The organism is Pantoea sp. SYBGC1, assembly GCF_057197005.1.
In genome coordinates, this window is the sequence record NZ_JBXUNM010000010.1 from 1 (window position 1) to 18,647 (window position 18,647).

Annotated in this window: 14 protein-coding genes and 1 riboswitch; of the genes, 7 read left to right on the plus strand and 7 right to left on the minus strand. The window is 57.1% G+C overall.

The window, feature by feature from the left end; all coding sequences use genetic code 11:
* The first annotated feature begins 346 nt into the window (after nt 1–346).
* From metA to aceK, 4 genes are all read left to right on the plus strand, one after another.
* The gene (gene metA, locus AC2CF9_RS14960; protein ID WP_071668471.1) at nt 347–1,276 is read left to right on the plus strand and encodes a homoserine O-acetyltransferase MetA; all 930 of its coding nucleotides are present in this window, start codon (nt 347–349) and stop codon (nt 1,274–1,276) included.
* A 258-nt stretch (nt 1,277–1,534) separates the two neighbouring features.
* A complete protein-coding gene (gene aceB / locus AC2CF9_RS14965) occupies nt 1,535–3,133 on the plus strand; it encodes a malate synthase A (RefSeq protein WP_484557351.1) in 1,599 nt (532 codons plus the stop codon).
* Between the two features lie 16 nt (nt 3,134–3,149).
* A complete protein-coding gene (gene aceA / locus AC2CF9_RS14970) occupies nt 3,150–4,451 on the plus strand; it encodes an isocitrate lyase (RefSeq protein ID WP_484557352.1) in 1,302 nt (433 codons plus the stop codon).
* 67 nt (nt 4,452–4,518) lie between these two features.
* A complete protein-coding gene (aceK, locus tag AC2CF9_RS14975) occupies nt 4,519–6,255 on the plus strand; it encodes a bifunctional isocitrate dehydrogenase kinase/phosphatase (RefSeq protein WP_484557353.1) in 1,737 nt (578 codons plus the stop codon).
* Here the strand turns inward: aceK and iclR are convergent.
* The 6 genes from iclR to pgi all read right to left on the minus strand — a co-directional run bounded on the left by iclR (nt 6,252) and on the right by pgi (nt 13,230).
* Nucleotides 6,252–7,085 (minus strand): glyoxylate bypass operon transcriptional repressor IclR, encoded by an 834-nt coding sequence (iclR, locus tag AC2CF9_RS14980; RefSeq protein ID WP_484557354.1) that lies wholly within the window; start codon nt 7,083–7,085, stop codon nt 6,252–6,254. The genes aceK and iclR overlap by 4 nt on opposite strands.
* A gap of 194 nt (nt 7,086–7,279) precedes the next feature.
* A complete protein-coding gene (locus tag AC2CF9_RS14985) occupies nt 7,280–9,370 on the minus strand; it encodes a YjbH domain-containing protein (protein ID WP_484557355.1) in 2,091 nt (696 codons plus the stop codon).
* Complete coding sequence (locus tag AC2CF9_RS14990) at nt 9,370–10,107, minus strand: capsule biosynthesis GfcC family protein (RefSeq protein ID WP_484557356.1); 738 nt, start codon at nt 10,105–10,107, stop codon at nt 9,370–9,372. Before AC2CF9_RS14990 ends, AC2CF9_RS14985 begins: the two co-directional genes overlap by 1 nt.
* A complete protein-coding gene (locus AC2CF9_RS14995; RefSeq protein ID WP_094112274.1) occupies nt 10,104–10,751 on the minus strand; it encodes a YjbF family lipoprotein in 648 nt (215 codons plus the stop codon). The genes AC2CF9_RS14990 and AC2CF9_RS14995 overlap by 4 nt, the downstream gene beginning before the upstream one ends.
* A gap of 75 nt (nt 10,752–10,826) precedes the next feature.
* Nucleotides 10,827–11,078, minus strand: a complete 252-nt coding sequence (gene yjbE, locus AC2CF9_RS15000; RefSeq protein WP_113655588.1) for an exopolysaccharide production protein YjbE — start codon at nt 11,076–11,078, stop codon at nt 10,827–10,829.
* 505 nt (nt 11,079–11,583) lie between these two features.
* Nucleotides 11,584–13,230 (minus strand): glucose-6-phosphate isomerase, encoded by a 1,647-nt coding sequence (gene pgi / locus AC2CF9_RS15005; RefSeq protein ID WP_484557357.1) that lies wholly within the window; start codon nt 13,228–13,230, stop codon nt 11,584–11,586.
* 454 nt (nt 13,231–13,684) lie between these two features.
* Nucleotides 13,685–13,879, plus strand: a riboswitch (Lysine riboswitch).
* Between the two features lie 112 nt (nt 13,880–13,991).
* On the opposite strand from pgi, the gene lysC reads away from it, so the two are divergent.
* Both lysC and panS read left to right on the plus strand, forming a co-directional pair.
* Nucleotides 13,992–15,347: a lysine-sensitive aspartokinase 3 gene (gene lysC / locus AC2CF9_RS15010; protein ID WP_484557358.1), complete on the plus strand. Its 1,356-nt coding sequence runs from the start codon at nt 13,992–13,994 to the stop codon at nt 15,345–15,347.
* Nucleotides 15,348–15,642: 295 nt separating this feature from the next.
* A complete protein-coding gene (panS, locus tag AC2CF9_RS15015) occupies nt 15,643–16,563 on the plus strand; it encodes a ketopantoate/pantoate/pantothenate transporter PanS (RefSeq protein WP_039381880.1) in 921 nt (306 codons plus the stop codon).
* A 46-nt stretch (nt 16,564–16,609) separates the two neighbouring features.
* Here panS and AC2CF9_RS15020 read toward each other — a convergent pair whose 3' ends face one another.
* A complete protein-coding gene (locus AC2CF9_RS15020; RefSeq protein WP_039381881.1) occupies nt 16,610–17,203 on the minus strand; it encodes a YhgN family NAAT transporter in 594 nt (197 codons plus the stop codon).
* A gap of 220 nt (nt 17,204–17,423) precedes the next feature.
* Between AC2CF9_RS15020 and asd the strand changes: the two genes are divergently transcribed.
* A complete protein-coding gene (gene asd / locus AC2CF9_RS15025) occupies nt 17,424–18,533 on the plus strand; it encodes an aspartate-semialdehyde dehydrogenase (RefSeq protein WP_071668465.1) in 1,110 nt (369 codons plus the stop codon).
* Nucleotides 18,534–18,647 lie beyond the last annotated feature (114 nt).

Here is an 18,647-nt window from a genome sequence, read left to right on the forward strand (position 1 = left end):
CCATGCGAGAGTAGGGAACTGCCAGGCATCCATCCAGTAAGAGAGCCCTGAACACGCGTTCAGGGCTTTTTTACGTCTGCAGAAAATAACTTTTAGGTTTTCTCTCGAGTATTGCTGAAGCATCAGCATGCTATGCATACTTTTTTCACCTCAAAAAACATCTTACTTTCCGGCATTCAGTGCCGGCGCATTTTTCTCTCTTCTCTGCCGCTGCCGGGTATGCCACATTAAGCTGAAACATTTTCATAAATGGCATGAAGTCTCGACATTCCGCGTATGCCAGGCTAATCTCGGGCATCTGGATGTCTAAACGTTTATATGGTTATCAGCAAGAGGTGAGCAGGTTATGCCAATCAGGGTGCCCGACGAATTACCGGCAGTGAATTTCTTACGTGATGAAAATGTGTTTGTGATGACCTCATCGCGCGCCCGTGTTCAGGAGATCCGCCCGTTAAAAGTACTGATCCTTAACCTGATGCCAAAGAAGATCGAGACTGAAAATCAGTTTTTACGTCTGCTCTCTAACTCACCGCTGCAAATTGATGTGCAACTATTGCGGATAGACAGCCGCGAATCACGTAATACCCCTAGTGAACATCTGAATAACTTTTACTGCAATTTCGAAGAGATACAGCACGATAACTTCGATGGCCTGATTGTGACAGGTGCGCCGCTGGGCCTGGTTGACTTCAACGACGTCGCCTACTGGCCGCAGATCCAGCGCGTGCTGCACTGGGCAAATGAGCATGTTACCTCTACGCTGTTTGTCTGCTGGGCGGTACAGGCGGCGCTGAACATTCTGTATGGTATCCCCAAGCAGACGCGGCAAAACAAACTGTCAGGTGTCTATGAGCATCAGATTCTGCATCCGCACGCCTTACTGACGCGCGGCTTTGATGACAATTTTCTGGCGCCGCATTCGCGCTATGCGGATTTTCCCAGCCAGCTTATACGCGACTACACCGATCTCGAACTGTTTGCTGAATCTGAGGCAACCGGCGCCTATCTGATGGCGAGTAAAGACAAGCGGCTGGCCTTTGTAACCGGGCACCCGGAATATGACGCGCTGACGCTTGCAGGTGAGTTTCATCGTGACAATGACGCGGGCCTGCAGCCGGAAGTGCCGTTTAACTATTTCCCGCAGAACAATCCGGCCCTGCCGCCACGTGCGACCTGGCGCAGCCATGGTAACCTGCTGTTTTCTAACTGGCTGAACTACTATGTTTACCAGATCACGCCGTTTGATCTGCGCCATATGAATCCGACTCTCGACTGATCTCTTTTTAGCTTCTCTCCACCGCGATCGCCTTCGGGCCATCGCGGTTTTTTTGCATTTTTTCTGTCAGAAATCATTGCCTTTATTTCGATACTTTAAATAACTGCATTTACAGTGAGTTAGTATCTATTAAATAATAAAATGGAAATAGTTTTTGAAATAAAAATCAAAATGCATATGCTCTGATCCTGTCGGTTACAAAACATCCAGCATTCCGATCCCGGCAGTAAACCAGGATCGCTTCAGGAGAGAGCCAGCATGACAGACACGGTTATTCACTCTACGCTCACCTTCACTCAGCCCTTCTCAGACGCGGAAAATCAACTGCTGACGCCGGCGGCTATCGATTTTCTGCAGGCGCTGGTCGTGCGCTTTGCCCCGGAACGCGATCGACTGCTTAAGGCGCGGCAGCAGCGCCAGCGGGACTACGATCGCGGAGCGCTACCTGACTTCAGTACGGAAACCACTTCCATTCGTGAAAATGAATGGCAGGTGCGCCCGCTGCCTGGGCTGCTGTGCGATCGCCGGGTTGAAATTACCGGGCCACCCGATCGCAAAATGACCATTAACGCGCTGAACGCTAACGTTAAGGTTTTTATGGCTGATTTCGAGGATTCGCTGGCCCCGTGCTGGAGCAAACTGATTGAAGGGCAGCAGGTGCTGCGTGAAGCGGTCGCCGGTACGCTGCGTTTTACCCGCGATGATGGTCGGATCTACCAGTTGCGCTCCGATCCCGCACTGCTGATGTGCCGGGTACGCGGATTACACCTGGCTGAAAAGCATGTGGAGTGGCGTGATAAAGCGATTCCGGCTGGCCTGTTTGATTTTGCTCTCTTTGTCTTCCATAACGTGCGGGCGCTGCAGGAGAAAGGGCATGCGCCGTGGTTTTATCTGCCTAAAACCGAGCACGCCAGTGAGGTAGCGTGGTGGCGTGAGATCTTCCGCTTCAGCGAAGATCGTTTTGATCTGCCGCGTGGCACGATCAAAGCCACGGTACTGATTGAAACGCTGCCCGCGGTATTTCAGATGGATGAAATTCTGTGGGAGCTGCGCGACCACGCCGTGGCGCTTAACTGTGGCCGCTGGGATTACATCTTCAGCTACATCAAAACGCTGGGGCAGCACGGCGATCGCATTCTGCCCGATCGACAGCAGATCACCATGGATCAGCCATTTCTGGATACGTACTCCCGGCTGCTGATTAAAACCTGCCACCGGCGCGGCGTACTGGCGATGGGCGGCATGTCTGCACTTATCCCGGCGCAGGAAGAGACGCGCAATGCGTGGGTAAAAGAGAAAGTTGAGGAAGATAAAGCGCGCGAAGCGGGTAACGGCCATGACGGAACCTGGGTTGCGCATCCGGGTCTGGCAGATATTGCCATGAAGGTGTTTGATCGCCAGCTGGGCGACCGCGCCAATCAGCTGCACGTGACGCGTAATACCGATTCGCCGGTAACGGCTGAGCGGCTGCTGCGCCCCTGCCGTGGTTTACGTACTGAAGCGGGTATGCGCGCAAACATCCGCGTTGCGCTGCAGTATCTGGAAGCGTGGATTAGCGGTAACGGCTGCGTGCCGATTGAGGGACTGATGGAAGATGCGGCAACGGCTGAAATCGCCCGCGCCTCTATCTGGCAGTGGATCCGTCACAAACAGATCCTGAGTGATGGCCAGCTGGTCACCGCTGCCCTGTTTGAGCAGTTTCTTGACGAAGAGCTGGCCGCGCTGCGTCAGCGCTACGGCGATATACGTTTTCAGCAGGGACGCTTTGAAGATGCAGCCGCGCTGATGGCGCAAATCACCACGGATAACGAGCTGGTTCCATTTCTGACGCTGCCAGGCTACCGCCTGCTGCCCTGACCCCGGAGAGAGTGCTATGAATCGGACACAACAGATCACACAGCTGGAAATGAGCTGGCAGGATGCGCGCTGGAACGGTATCACGCGTCCCTATCGGGCGGAAGAGGTCATCAGCCTGCGCGGATCGGTGACGCCCGCCTGCACGCTGGCAGAGCGGGGCGCCGTCAGGCTCTGGTCGCTGCTTAACGGCGGCGCGGCAAAAGGTTATATCAATAGCCTCGGCGCATTAACCGGCGGTCAGGCGCTGCAGCAGGCGAAAGCGGGTATCGAAGCTATTTATCTCTCTGGCTGGCAGGTGGCGGCGGATGCGAACCTCGCCGGGCAGATGTATCCCGATCAGTCGCTCTATCCGGTTAACTCTGTACCGGAGGTGGTGCAGCGGATTAACCAGAGCTTTCAGCGCGCCGATCAGATCCAGTGGGCCAGCGGCCTGTCGCCGGAAGATGACGCGTATGTCGACTATTTTCTGCCGATAGTGGCCGATGCGGAGGCGGGCTTTGGCGGCGTACTGAACGCTTTTGAGCTGATGAAATCGATGATTGTGGCCGGGGCTGGTGCCGTGCATTTTGAAGATCAGCTGGCGGCGGTAAAAAAATGCGGCCATATGGGCGGTAAGGTGCTGGTGCCAACGCAGGATGCGATTCAGAAACTGGTTGCCGCACGCCTCGCGGCTGATGTCATGAATGTGCCAACCGTGCTGATTGCGCGCACCGATGCGGATGCCGCTGACTTAATTACTTCTGACTGCGATCCGAACGACAGCGCGTTTATCACCGGCGAACGTACGCCGGAGGGATTCTTCCGCACCCGTGCCGGGATCGAGCAGGCGATCAGCCGCGGTCTTGCCTATGCGCCCTATGCTGATGTTTTATGGTGTGAAACCTCCACGCCCGATCTGGCGCTGGCGCAGCGCTTTGCTGACGCGATACACGCGCGCTATCCCGGCAAACTGCTGGCTTATAACTGCTCGCCCTCATTTAACTGGAAGAAGAACCTCGACGATCGCACTATCGCCCGCTTTCAGCAGGCGCTGAGCGACATGGGCTATCGCTTTCAGTTTATTACGCTGGCCGGCATCCACAGCATGTGGTTCAGCATGTTTGACCTGGCGCACGCGTACGCGCAGGGCGAGGGGATGCGCCACTACGTTGAAAAAGTGCAGCAGCCGGAATTTGCGGCGCGCGACAAAGGCTACACCTTTTCATCGCATCAGCAGGAAGTGGGCACCGGTTACTTTGACCGCATCACCACGGTGATTCAGGGCGGCGCATCTTCTGTGACGGCCCTGACCGGCTCAACGGAAACCGCGCAGTTCTGATCGGCTCAGTAAGAGAGGCGCCGCTGGCGTACAGCGGCTCATGGCTACAGCTTACCGGAGGTAACGGATGTCACCCGGAGAATCCCTTATTGCTCATACCATCCTGCAGGGCTTTGATGCGCAGTACGGACGTTTTCTCGATATCACCGCCGGCGCGCAGCAGCGGTTTGAGCAGGCGGACTGGCCGGCGGCGCAGCGCGCCATGAAGGAGCGCATACATCTGTATGATCACCATGTCACCCTGGTAGTCAGTCAGTTGCGCGTGCTGAACGGGCAGGCGGAGTGGGATACCGCCTTCTGGCTGCGGGTAAAGGCGCACTATGAGACGCTGCTGCCGGGCTATCCGCGCCACGAAATTGCAGAGAGCTTTTTTAACTCCGTTTACTGCCGGCTGCAGGGGCACAGCCATCTGTTTCCGGAGCGGCTGTTTATTCACTCCTCGCAGGCGGGTCTGCAACAACCGGAAGCGCAGCGTCCGCTGTCGCGTCTCTATTTTCCCCGGCCGGACTGGCAGAGTGCGCTGCGGCAGCTGCTGGCCGATCTTCCCCTGCGGCTGACGTGGCAGGATCGGGCACGCGATATCCGCTGGATTGCGCGGCATCTGGAGGAGCAGTTCAGCACGGCGCAGCTGGCCGGTGCCGTGCTGGAGGTCGCCAGCGAACTTTTTTATCGTAACAAAACCGCGTGGATTGTCGCGCGGCTGCAGTTCCGCAGCGGTGAGATCCTGCCCTGTCTGCTGCCGATCCAGCGCGACAGCGATGGAGAGCTGTGGATCGATACCTGCCTCACGGATCGCGATGAGGCGAGCATTGTATTTGGGTTCGCCCGCGCCAGCTTCATGGTTTACGCCCCGGTGCCCGCGGCGCTGGTGGCGTGGCTGCAGCCGCTGCTGCCAGGCAAAACCCTCGCCGAACGCTATATCGCCATCGGCTGCCAGAAGCACGGTAAAACGGAGAGCTACCGCGAATATCTGCACCATCTGGCACACCACGATGAGGCCTTTGCGCCTGCGCCTGGCGTGCGCGGCATGGTGATGCTGGTGTTTACTCTGCCGGGCTACGATCGGGTATTCAAGGTCATTAAAGATCGTTTCGCGCCGCAAAAGGAGGTAACGGAAGCGCAGGTGCACGACTGTTACCGGCTGGTCAAAGAGCACGATCGCGTTGGACGCATGGCGGATACGCAGGAGTTTCGCTATTTTGCCCTGCCGCGCGCGCGGATCCCGGACGCGCTGATGGCGGAGTTTATGCGCGATATACCGGAAAAGATCACGCTGCGCGATGAGAGCGTGATCGTTCGTCACCTCTGGCTGGAGCGCCGCATGGAGCCGCTTAACCTCTGGCTGCAGCACGCCAGCGAGGCGCAGCGCCGGCATGCGCTGGAGGAGTATGGCAATGCCATCTGTCAGCTGGCGGCGGCTAACATTTTTCCCGGCGATATGCTGTTTAAAAATTTCGGTATGACGCGCCACGGGCGCGTGGTGTTTTATGACTACGATGAAATCCGCCTGATGACCGAGCTGATATTCCGTGACGTTCCGCCTGCGCGTTATGAAGAGCAGGAGCTGCAGGCAGAGCCCTGGTACAGCGTCGGGCCGGATGACATATTTCCGGAGACGTTCCGTTACGCGCTCTGCAGCGAACCCGCGACCGGCAGACTGCTGCAGGCGCTGCATCCGCAGCTGTTTGACCCCGGCTGGTGGCGGTCGCTGCAGGCGCAGATCCGCAATGGTCATGTTGAAGAGGCGATGGCGTGGCGTAACGCCCGGCGCTTCAGCGTGCGCTACGCCACGGTAGCGGTTTAACGTCCGGCATAAGCCTGCGTGACCGTTCGGGCGGCGCGGATCACCAGCGCACCCAGCTCGGTGATGCGATCGTCCGTCATACGGGCCAGCGGGCCTGAAATCGAGATCGCGGCAAACGCGTCGCCGTGTTCGTCATAAATAGGTGCCGCTACGCAGCGCAGCCCCAGCGCATGCTCCTCATCATCGTGCGAGAAGCCCATTTTGCGGATCAGCGCCAGATTCTCTTTCAGCGTATGCGGCGACATCAGCGTTTTAGGCGTATAGCCGTGCAGGCCTTTCTGATGCAGCAGTGCAGTTACCTGATCGTCATTCAGATGGGCCAGAAAAGCTTTCCCGGCGCCGGAAGCGTGCATCGGCAGCTTACCGCCAATCGGGGCTGACATACGCATCAGCTGCGTGCACTGCACCTGATCAACAATGACCGCCTGATAATCACTCAGGTCCAGCACCGCCAGATTCACCGTCTCGCCGGCTTCCTCCATCAGTCGCCGTAGCACCGGATGCACGATGGCCAGCAGATTGCGGCTCTGCAGAAAACTGCTGCCCACCACAAAGGCGTGGGCGCCAATCGTCCAGTAGCCCAGATCGCCCACCTGATGCACAAAGCCCTGCTGCTGCATCGTGGAGAGCAGACGATGCGTGGTTGAATTTGGCAGGCCCGCCTGCTGCGCCAGCTCGGTCAGCGCCACGCTGCCGTGCGCGTCGGCAATCAACTCCAGCAGACGCAGGCCGCGCGTCAGCGACTGAACCTGACCGCCAGCCGGCGGCATAGCCGCAGAGGGTGTGACGCGAGGTTTTTTCCCGCGTTTAGCCGGTACCGGGGTAGCCATAGTTGCTCCATTTCAGCGTTGTACGTGGAAACCATTTTCGTTTTAACCATTATGGAGGCAAATGCAGCTGTGCTGGTCGGATCTGTGAGTAAAGAGGAAAGAAACCGTGCGAGGTCTGGCTGACGCCAGCGGGAGGAGAAGTGGAGTGCGTATCAGCACAGATAGAGTGCGCGGGTATTACCCCGCGCATGATCTTAATTAAACCGCGCGTCGCGATCGGCGGTCAGATCGTAGAGCTGATATTTACGACTCAGCATCTGGCCACCATCACGCGTCAGCGGCACCCAGTTCACCTGTGCACGGCCGCGCGTTGGCGTGACGGTAAACAGATCCATCGGAATCGAAATATAGAAGCCTTTGGTAAAGTCGCCTTCGCCATACGCTTCGGATGAAACATTGGTTTTGGTAGCGTAGAAGCCCACGGCAACACCGCTGTCGTAGCGTTTGGAGATATCCAGCGTGGCGCCTTTATCCTTCGCCAGGTATTGCCCCACGCTCGCTTTTACCAGCACATCCTGCATAAACCACGGACGCCAGTAGGCGGTCAGATGACCGGTTGGCGCTTTGTAGTCGCGGAACTGCATCATGTTGTCCCAGTCGCGCTGTTTGACATAGTTGGCGTCAACGCCCACCGCCCAGTTGCTGTCTACCGGGCGGTAGAGCACTTCAGCACCGGCGCCGCCATACATGGTCTCCAGATAGCCGCCATAAACCTGACCATAAATGTTGTTACCGAGGTAACGCATATAGTTGGCCTGCAGATCGTTGACGTAGACATTGTTCTTCACATAATCGCGGATATGGGTACGCACACGCGGTAGCGTGGAGTCAGATGGCGCGCCGTTATAATTGAAGCGGTCATAGTTGTTCACGATATTGCCAAACAGGCTGCCGCCCACCAGCAGGTGATCGGTCAGCCAGTAATCCGCGTTTGCCATCGCGCCAACCTGATACATATAGAAGCTTTCCGGCCCACCAACTGACTGGTTGAGCACCGGTGACAGGCTGTAGTTCAGGCGATCTTTCCGCATAAACAGGCCCTGCTCGGTTGCGCCCGGATCGACCGGATTAACGCGCGACTGCTGCAGCGGCTGCTCATGCCCCAGCGGATAGCCGCTGAGCGTATTATGCAGGCTGGCCACCTGCGTGCGCGTCGTCACCTGCGGCATATTAAAGCGCGACTCCGTGACGGCAATCGTGTCAATGCCGGCCGGCAGATGATTCATCATAATACGATTGGCGCGATCAACGCCTTCGCGCGTATCGCGATATTTAATCTGCTCGCCGCTGACGTAAAGGGTAGCGCCTTTGGTCTGAATGCGCGGGCCATTGAATCCGGCGTCATACTTCAGTGCGCTGAGCTGGCTGGCGACCACGGCAGAATCCAGCAGATCGCCCTGCGGATGCGGGTCGTAAGCAGGCTTCGGCGTATCAATATGCGTCTGGCGCAGATCGTTGAAGTTGGTGCGAAGGGTGACGCCAAACATAAAGGTGTTGCCGCGCTCATAGCTGGCATTGATATCTGCCCAGTCAGTAAGGCGATAAATCGCACCGGCGTTGACTTTGCTGCGCTGCTCCAGTCGTCCGGCAAAATCATCCTGATAGTCGTTGCCCTCATACTCCAGCTTAAGGCGCAGCGGCTGCCACGGCGTCTGATACTCCACGCCGCCAAACAGGGCGGCGGGGCCATGAAACAGCTGTGAGCCATTGACTGAACCAGCCGTGCCGCCACCGGTGCGGCTGCAATAGCTGTCGCTGTAAGAGCAAAACGGGTTTTTCACGGTGCCGCTGTTGCCGAGATAGCCCCAGCCAAGGCCCAGCGTAAAATCAAACGGCCCCCAGGCTTTAGACGCCACCAGATATTCGCTGTCAAACAGCCCGGTGCCGCCGAGGTCGCGCGAACCTATCGCCACCTCCGGCAGCCAGTAGCTCTCCTGCCAGAGGCGCAGTTTCAGATCGAACGCTTTGTCTTTATAGCTCTGGTTGCCGCTGAAATCTTCCACGCCGCTGTAGCGACGGGTCCGCACATCGGTATAGCGTACGGTGGTTTCCAGCCACGACAGAAGCTGAAGCGAGGCGGAGTAGTAGCGATACTGATCGTTATCCCGCGCGTTAAGGCTGAATTCGCCCTCTTTCGCCATGCGGGCGGTAGGCGTCTGCAGCAGGCCAACGCCGCCGAAATCAGATTGTGAAGGACCCACCGGCTGTGGCCAGGTTTCAGCCTGCACCTGGCAGGCGGCAGAGACGGATGCAGCCAGCAGGCTGAGCAGTAGTTGTTTTTTCATTATTGCGGGATCCGGTGAGTCAGAACAGAAATCAGACGCGTATTTAAATCTGCCTGGCCCCACGGCAGGCTCCATGAGGTAAAGCCGAGCCAGATAAGGCTGCCGGGTTCGACTTCAGCATGGCGCTGATTCCAGTAGGCGACCGGCACCTGACGGGCTTCGCCAGAGGGTGCAATAACGGTGACCACGCTGCGATCGCCGCCGGTCAGGCGTTCGTGTGCGGCGAGATAGTCGCGTACGCTGCGTCCGGGCTGCCAGCTCTCTGCGCCAGGCCGGGCGAGGGCGCCCATAATCAGTACCTGGTGCGGTTCCGGCAGGGTATAGAGGTCATAACTGCCCTGCAGTGCACGATCCGCTTCCGGATGCAGCCGCAGCCAGTCGATATCCAGCGAGGTAAACTGCCGGCCGGTAACCGGCAGCGCGTCGAGCTGCCGGATCACTGCACCGATGGTTGCGCCCAGTGCGGCATCGCTGCTGCCCTGCCAGGCGCGCAGATCGGCCAGCAGCTGGTGGCGCTGTTGCTGTACGGCAGCGGTGGCACCGCGCTCTGCTATGACGGTGCCGGGCCACCAGGTATTGAGGCCGGGATGCGTCAGCAGCTGGCTCAGACGCTGAAGGTCATCAATTTGCATACTGCTATCGCCTGTCGCAGCGTGCACGGTAATCTGGCCTGCGGCCAGCGCGTTGCCTGCCGCAGGCAGAGCCAGTGCAGCCAGCAGAGTGATTATTTTTTTCATGATTTAGCCGGCTTCAGAAGAGTGGTTACAACAGGAAACTGGTCAGCGGCAAGCATCTGCTGCGCCTGCAGCACCGTGCCGTCGCGGTTGTCGATCCAGAACGTGTTCTGCCAGGTGCGGTTCAGGCTCGCCATCGACACATTTTCCTGCCAGACGCGGCACGGTATCGCTTCTCCCGCCAGCGTCAGCACTTCATCGGTGCCGCGCTCAAACTGCGAGACCGCTGTTGCGGCGCGTACCCGATCCTGTTCACGCCACTGTACGACGCGTGTCCAGCTGGCACCGTTCTGCAGATGCAGCGCATCAGCCAGCGGATCCCCGGCGAGGTTGCTGACCGCCTGCAGGTTATCGCGCAGCCCCAGCGTTTTCACCAGGCGGCCATGCTGCATCACCAGCATGGCTTTATCCTGAGTCACCCACTTTTGCTGACCCGCTTCGAGATAGCCGAGCACCACAAAGATACGTGCACCATTGTCGATGCGGGCGTACATACTGGCGTAAGGGAGTTTCTGAATCTGTTCGGCACTGACCGTCACGTCGTCGGGACCATTGACGGCAAGCATGACGGTCTGCTCAAGACCTTTTTGCGTCTGTGTGCAGGCCTGCAGCAACAGACAAAGCAGCAGCAAAGAGAGTTGGCGCACTGTGTGTATCCCTGTCTAAAAAACAAAAGCAAAAAATAACCACACGGCGGTGTGGTCAGGAGTCAAAGCGTATTATCAGCGGGTCGTGCCCGTTGTGGTTGTTGTTGTACCGGTATTTGCGCCATCACCGCCGCCGCCGCCAGCAGCGGCAAGGCCGAGACCCACCAGCGCGCCGAGCGCGCCAATCCCCACCGCGGTCGATGCGCCAGAAGAGATCGCGCCCGCCTGTGCGCCGGCTGCCGCACCGGTCTCTTCCGGTACGGCGTGGGCGGCAGAAGCGACCGCGAGATATAACAAGGCTGCACCGGCAGCCACGAGTTTTTTCATAACAGCGTTTCCTGCATTTAGAAAAAAATGAATGAAGGAGCTATCCTGGTTTCAGGCGTATTTACGTCAGAGCAATGAAATATCAGCCTGTAGCAGGCTAAAAAGCGCGCCCGTATCCGGCTGCTGTGGTATTGCAGTCAGAAAAAACCGGCGTGAATAGCTTTTTTCCGTGGCCCGTTTGCTGCTGTCTGAAGCGTAAATATGACGACATTATATACGGCAGGATTTTACACTTTTTCAGTAAAATTTGGCACGGAATAGGAATTATCGGATTTTCCTGATGGGTTGTAAATTTAAATCCGCATGGATTCAGAGGGGCTGGGCGCCTGCTGCACGCAATCAGATCCGGTAAAATCTGTGGTTTTTGCAGAGGCTTAGCGCAACATCAGATTTTCTGTAGCCAGCCGAAGGGATATTTCATCAGCAATCAATGGCCGTATTAAAACCGGCAAATAAGCGGAATAAAAAAGGCGGCCAGCGGCCGCCCTGATAACCCTAATGCAAATTAACGCCAGGATTTGTAGCGATTGATCAATCCATTGGTTGAGCTGTCGTGACTGGCAATATCTGCGTCATTTTCCAGTTCAGGCAAAATACGATTCGCCAGCTGTTTGCCCAGCTCCACGCCCCACTGATCGAACGTGTAAATATTCAGAATGGCACCCTGCGTGAAAATCTTGTGTTCATACAGCGCAATCAGCGCACCCAGGCTGTAAGGGGTAATTTCGCGCAGCAGAATGGAGTTAGTCGGACGGTTACCTTCAAACACTTTAAACGGCACAATGTGGGCCACCGACTCCGCCGATTTACCGGCATCGGTAAACTCTTTCTCTACCGTATCGCGTGACTTACCAAATGCCAGCGCCTCGGTCTGAGCAAAAAAGTTCGACAGCAGCTTCTGATGGTGATCGGCCAGCGCGTTATGGGTAATGGCCGGTGCAATAAAGTCGCACGGCACCAGCTTGGTTCCCTGATGGATCAGCTGATAAAACGCATGCTGACCATTGGTGCCAGGCTCGCCCCAGATAATCGGGCCGGTCTGATAGTCGACCGGATTGCCTTCACGATCGACATACTTGCCGTTCGATTCCATGTTGCCCTGCTGGAAATAGGCAGCAAAGCGATGCATATACTGGTCATAAGGCAGAATCGCTTCGGTTTCGGCACCAAAAAAGTTGTTGTACCAGATACCAATCAGCGCCAGCAGCACCGGCAGGTTCTGCTCCGCCGGAGCGGTGGCAAAATGCTGATCCATCGCGTGTGCACCGCTGAGCAGCTGCGTGAAGTTATCAAAGCCGATGGAAAGAATAATAGAGAGGCCGATGGCCGACCAGAGCGAGTAGCGCCCGCCAACCCAGTCCCAGAACTCAAACATGTTGCTGGTATCAATACCAAACTCGCTGACCGCGTTGCCGTTGGTAGAGAGCGCGGCAAAATGTTTTGCCACGTGCTGCTGATCGCCCGCCGTTTTCAGGAACCAGTCGCGTGCGCTGTGCGCATTGGTCATGGTTTCCTGCGTGGTGAAGGTTTTTGAGGCCACCAGGAACAGCGTGGTTTCCGGATTCAGATCTTTCAGCGTCTCAGCAATATGCGTGCCGTCAACGTTAGAGACAAAGTGCATATTCAGATGGTTTTTATACGGGCGCAGCGCCTCAGTTACCATAAACGGACCGAGATCGGAGCCGCCAATGCCGATGTTGACCACATCGGTAATGGGCTTACCGGTGTATCCCTTCCATTCGCCGCTGATGATACGCTCAGAGAAGCCTTTCATCTTATCCAGCACGGCGTTGACTTCCGGCATCACATCTTTGCCATCAACCAGAATCGGCGTATTGCTGCGGTTGCGCAGCGCCACGTGCAGCACGGCGCGCTCTTCCGTACGGTTGATCTTCTCTCCGGAGAACATCGATTTAATGGCACCCGCCAGGTCAGTCTCTTTAGCCAGCGCCTGTAATTTTGTGAGGGTTTCCTCAGTGATACGGTTTTTTGAGAAATCCACCAGCATCTGATCATCGAACGTAGCGGAGAATTTCGCAAAACGATCGGCATCCTGCTGAAAAAGATCGGCGATCTGCACTGATTTCATCTGTTCAAAATGCTGCTGCAGCGCTTGCCACGCTGCGGTTTGTGTCGGATTGATATTTTTCATGGCAACACTCTTGTTGATATAAGAACCGTCATTTCATCCGGGCGCGTTCCGCTGGCCCGGCATGCTTAGTTTCTCTTACGGCGCGCTGCTGATGCCCTGGTGTGCGCCTGTTTATCAGGAACATAACCGCGTCGGGTACAGTTGAACAGGCATCGCGCAAACGCATTTCAGTATGACCATAGTTGCGGGCGAAAGGAAAAATTTTGTGACCCTGGCCGCACGGTTTCAGTGAAATCCAGGCGGCAGTATGCCGCATGCGGAAAAGATAAATTCTGCGGCGCGTCAGTAAAAAGCCGCGCAAGCGGGCGCTTTTGCATCAGGGATCCTGCGCCGGGCGTGGCGCGTATTCACAGCGGGGCTGCACACGTTAAAAAATCATTTCTCCGGGTGCCACAAGGCTGGACAGCAGCACAATTTGTCGATAATTTATGCCCGCGACTTGCACCTCCGGGTGCAAGCCAGAAGAGGCGCGTCGCCCAGGCAGTGTGTTTGAGGATCCGTATCCGGCGAAAACACATCAGGGGGTGCGACGCCGAGATGGCATAACACGCGGAGTGTTGCGCTGTCGGCTGCAGGGGCTGAATCCTCTGGGTTGTCACCAGAAGCGTCCGCAGTCGGACGTTTCGCAAGGTGAAGTGCTTTTGGTGACTCATCTCCTGATCTTGTCTGTCCAATTCCGCTCTTCTCTTGTGCCAAGGCTGTTATCCCTGTCTTCTGAACCGAATTCCCGGCGGAAGATAACCTGACACGAGGTTTGTTACATGTCTCAACCGTTGATTGTGGCAAAATTTGGTGGCACCAGCGTTGCCGATTTCGATGCCATGAACCGCAGCGCAGACGTTGTGCTGTCCGATGCCCACACCCGTCTGGTCGTTCTCTCTGCGTCTGCTGGCGTGACGAATCTGCTGGTCGCGCTGGCCGAGGGCCAGGAGCAGGCAGAGCGTACCCAGATGCTGGATGAAATTCGCCGTATCCAGTACGCCATTATCGATCGCCTTGCTGCGCCGGATGTGATCCGTGAAGAAATTGACCGCGTGCTGGAAAACATCACCATGCTGTCAGATACCACGGCGCTGGCTAATTCTCTGGCTCTTACCGATGAGCTGGTCAGCCACGGCGAACTGATGTCAACGCTGCTGTTTGTCGAGATCCTGCGCGAGCGCGGTGTCAATGCAGAGTGGTTTGACGTACGCAAAGTGATGCGCACCAGCGATCGTTTTGGCCGGGCAGAGCCGCAGGTGGCTGAGCTGCAGACGCTGGCAGCGGCGCAGCTGCAGCCGCGCATTGCCGAAGCGCTGGTGGTGACTCAGGGCTTTATCGGCAGCGAGAGCAAAGGGCGCACCACCACGCTGGGCCGCGGCGGCAGCGATTATACTGCTGCGCTGCTGGGCGAGGCGCTGCAGGCTGAGCGCATCGATATCTGGACCGACGTAGCAGGTATCTATACCACCGATCCCCGCGTGGTGCCGGCTGCGCGCCGTATCGAAGAGATCACCTTCGAAGAGGCGGCAGAAATGGCCATTTTTGGCGCGAAAGTGCTCCATCCCGCCACGCTGCTGCCGGCGGTACGCAGCGATATCCCGGTGTTTGTTGGCTCCAGTAAAGATCCGGCCGCCGGCGGCACGCGCGTCTGCAATGAAACGCGTAATCCGCCGCTGTTCCGCGCGCTGGCACTGCGTCGCAAGCAGACGCTGCTGACGCTGCACAGCCTGAACATGCTGCACGCGCACGGTTTTCTGGCTGAGGTGTTTGCGATTCTGGCGCGCCATAATGTTTCTGTGGATCTGGTTACCACTTCTGAAGTCAGCGTGGCGCTGACGCTGGATAACACCGGCTCCACCAGCAGCGTGGATAGCCTGCTGACGCAGGCGCTGCTTACCGAGCTCTCTTCGCTGTGCCGCGTGGAAGTTGAAGAGAACCTGGCGCTGGTCGCTATTATCGGTAACAACCTGTCGAAAGCCTGCGGCGTGGGCAAAGAGGTCTTTGGTGCGCTGGAGCCGTTTAATCTGCGCATGATCTGCTACGGTGCCAGCAGCTACAACCTCTGTTTCCTGGTGCCGACGCCAGATGCGGAAGCGGTGGTGCGCGCGCTGCATCACAACCTGTTTGGTGCCTGATCCCCCCTTTATGATGCTGATTAGCCGGACGCTGTCCGGCTTTTTTTTCGCTTAATCCCGTCATATCTGCTGGCGTTTGCCGCAAAGCGCAGTGTTATTTCCCGCCTCAGGGCGCAACAGGCAGCAGCTGATAGGCAATTGCCGCCGGCACCGTCGGCGGCGATAACGAAATGTTATGATCCCTGCCGATTGCAGCGGTCGTTCCCCGGGCAATCTTTCACCTGTGGCACATCATCTAAAACCTCTCCGGCTCACTTTTATAGCGGACAAAGGTCTCTGAAAAAGGAAGTGTTTCATGCTCGCCAGTCTCACCCGCCTGTTTCCACTCTGGGCTGTACTGCTCTCAGTCGCCGCCTACTACTCGCCATCCACCTTTACCGGTATCGGTCCGTGGGTCTCTTATCTGCTGATGCTGATCATGTTTGGCATGGGCGTTACGCTGAATATTGACGATTTTAAACGCGTGCTGGTGCGTCCGGCTCCGGTGATTGCCGGCACCTTTCTGCACTATCTGGTGATGCCGCTGGCCGCATGGGCGCTGGCAAAGCTGTTTCAGATGCCGCCCGATCTGGCAGCCGGCATGATTCTGGTCGGCAGTGTCGCCAGCGGAACCGCGTCAAACGTAATGATTTATCTGGCGAAGGGCGATGTGGCGCTCTCGGTGACGATCTCTTCCGTCTCTGCGCTGGTGGGCGTGTTTGCCACGCCGCTGCTGACCCGTTTTTACGTTGATACGCATATTCAGGTCGACGTGGTGGGGATGCTGCTGAGCATTGTGAAAATTGTGGTGATCCCGATTTCACTCGGGCTGATTATTCATCACACCATGAACAGCGTAGTGCGCCGCGTTGAACCCTGGCTGCCGGCGTTTTCCATGCTCTGCATTTTGCTGATTATCAGCGCGGTGGTGGCGGGCAGTCAGAGCTTTATCGGCTCGGTGGGTCTGATGGTGATTCTGGCGGTGATCCTGCATAACGCCATTGGTCTGCTCGGCGGCTACTGGGGCGGCAAGCTGTTTGGTTTTGATGAGTCGACCTGCCGCACGCTGGCGCTGGAGGTGGGGATGCAGAATTCGGGGCTGGCGGCTACGCTCGGCAAACTCTATTTCTCACCGCTTGCTGCCCTGCCGGGTGCGCTCTTCTCGGTCTGGCACAACCTCTCCGGCTCACTGCTGGCAGGCTACTGGTCCGGTAAACCCATAAAGAAAAAATCCTGAATGGATGATGCGGGCGAGGCCAGTCGCCCGCAGCCATAGCGGGCGGTTACAGCTTCAGATACGCACGGATCCCATCCAGAAACATCTGCGTCGCCAGCATAATCAGGATCAGCCCCATTAGCCGCTCAAGCGCGTTAACGCCCTTGTCGCCCAGCAGGCGCAGAAACAGTCCCGACAGCAGCAGAATGATAACCGTAGCCCCCCAGGCGATCAGCAGCGCGCCGACCAGATGGCTCATCTGATGCGGATACTGGTGCGACAGCAGCATCAGCGTGGCGAGCAGTGAGGGACCCGCGACCAGCGGGATGGCCAGCGGCACCAGAAACGGCTCCTCGCCGGCCGGCAGGCCGCTGCTGCCGGTGTCGCCGGAGGGAAAAATCATGCGAATCGCGATCAGGAACAGAATAATGCCGCCGGAAATAGAGACCGTTTCGGTGCGCAGATTCAGGAACATCAGAATGCGTTCACCGGCAAACAGAAACAGCAGCATCAGACCGAGCGCAATCAGCATTTCGCGCATCAGCACCACGCGACGGCGTCTGGGTTCCAGATGTTTCAGCACCGACATAAAAATAGGCAGGTTGCCGAGAGGATCCATGATCAGCAGCAGCAGCACGGTCGCAGATATCATTTCAGTCATGGGCGGTAAACCACTCCTTTCTGTTGGTGTTCACTATTATTAGCTCTGTTGCTGAAAAAACAGATGTAATCGAATTAATTCACTTGCCAGAAGTGCAGCATTTTGTAGAGTTGAAGGTCGCAGGTAAACCTGAATATTACGCAGGCTCGCGCACCTTATGCGCCGGGCCTGATACATGCACTATACAGGCCTCGGCCCGAGCTCCTGAGACGGACAGAAAATGAAGAATGTAGGTTTTATTGGTTGGCGTGGCATGGTCGGCTCTGTGCTGATGTCACGAATGAGCGAAGAGCGCGATTTTGACGTGATCAATCCGGTGTTCTTCTCTACGTCGCAGCTGGGTCAGGCTGCGCCCGCGTTTGGCGGTAAGTCAACCGGTGCGCTGCAGGATGCGTTTGATATCGACGCGCTGAAAGCGCTCGACATCATTATTACCTGCCAGGGCGGCGACTATACCAGTGAAGTCTATCCAAAGCTGCGCGAGAGCGGCTGGCAGGGCTACTGGATTGATGCAGCTTCTACGCTGCGCATGAAAGATGACGCCATCATTATTCTCGATCCGGTCAACCATCAGGTTATTCGCGACGGCCTGAACAACGGCATCAAAACTTTCGTCGGTGGCAACTGCACCGTCAGCCTGATGCTGATGTCGCTGGGCGGCCTGTTTGCGAACGATCTGGTGGAGTGGGCTTCGGTGGCGACTTACCAGGCGGCGTCCGGCGGCGGCGCGCGTCATATGCGCGAACTGCTGACGCAGATGGGTATGCTGCACGATCATGTCGCACCGGCGCTGCAGGATCCCGCTTCCGCTATTCTGGAGATTGAGCGCAGCGTGACTGATTTTACCCGTTCCGGCACGCTGCCGACGGATAACTTTGGCGTGCCGCTGGCGGGCAGCCTGATTCCCTGGATCGACAAGCAGCTCGACAATGGCCAGAGCCGCGAAGAGTGGAAAGGGCAGGCCGAAACCAACAAGATTCTCAACACCGGCAACATCATTCCGGTCGACGGCCTCTGCGTGCGCGTGGGTGCGCTGCGCTGCCACAGCCAGGCGTTTACGCTGAAGCTGAAAAAAGATCTGCCGCTGGCAGAGATTGAGCAGCTGCTCGCGGCGCATAACGAGTGGGTAAAAGTGGTGCCAAACGATCGCGAGATCACGATGCGCGAGCTGACGCCCGCCGCGGTTACCGGTCGCCTGACCACGCCGGTTGGCCGCCTGCGCAAACTCAACATGGGACCGGAGTATCTTTCCGCTTTCACCGTTGGCGATCAGCTGCTGTGGGGTGCCGCAGAACCGCTGCGTCGCATGCTGCGTCTGCTTATCGACTAAGCGCAGCGACATCAGACAGGCCGGGGTTTTCCCGGCTTTTTTTTAATCAGCTGACGGGCAAAACATAAGGCAAATTGCCGCCAGCGAGTGATCGGCTTCCCTTTTTTGTTTTTC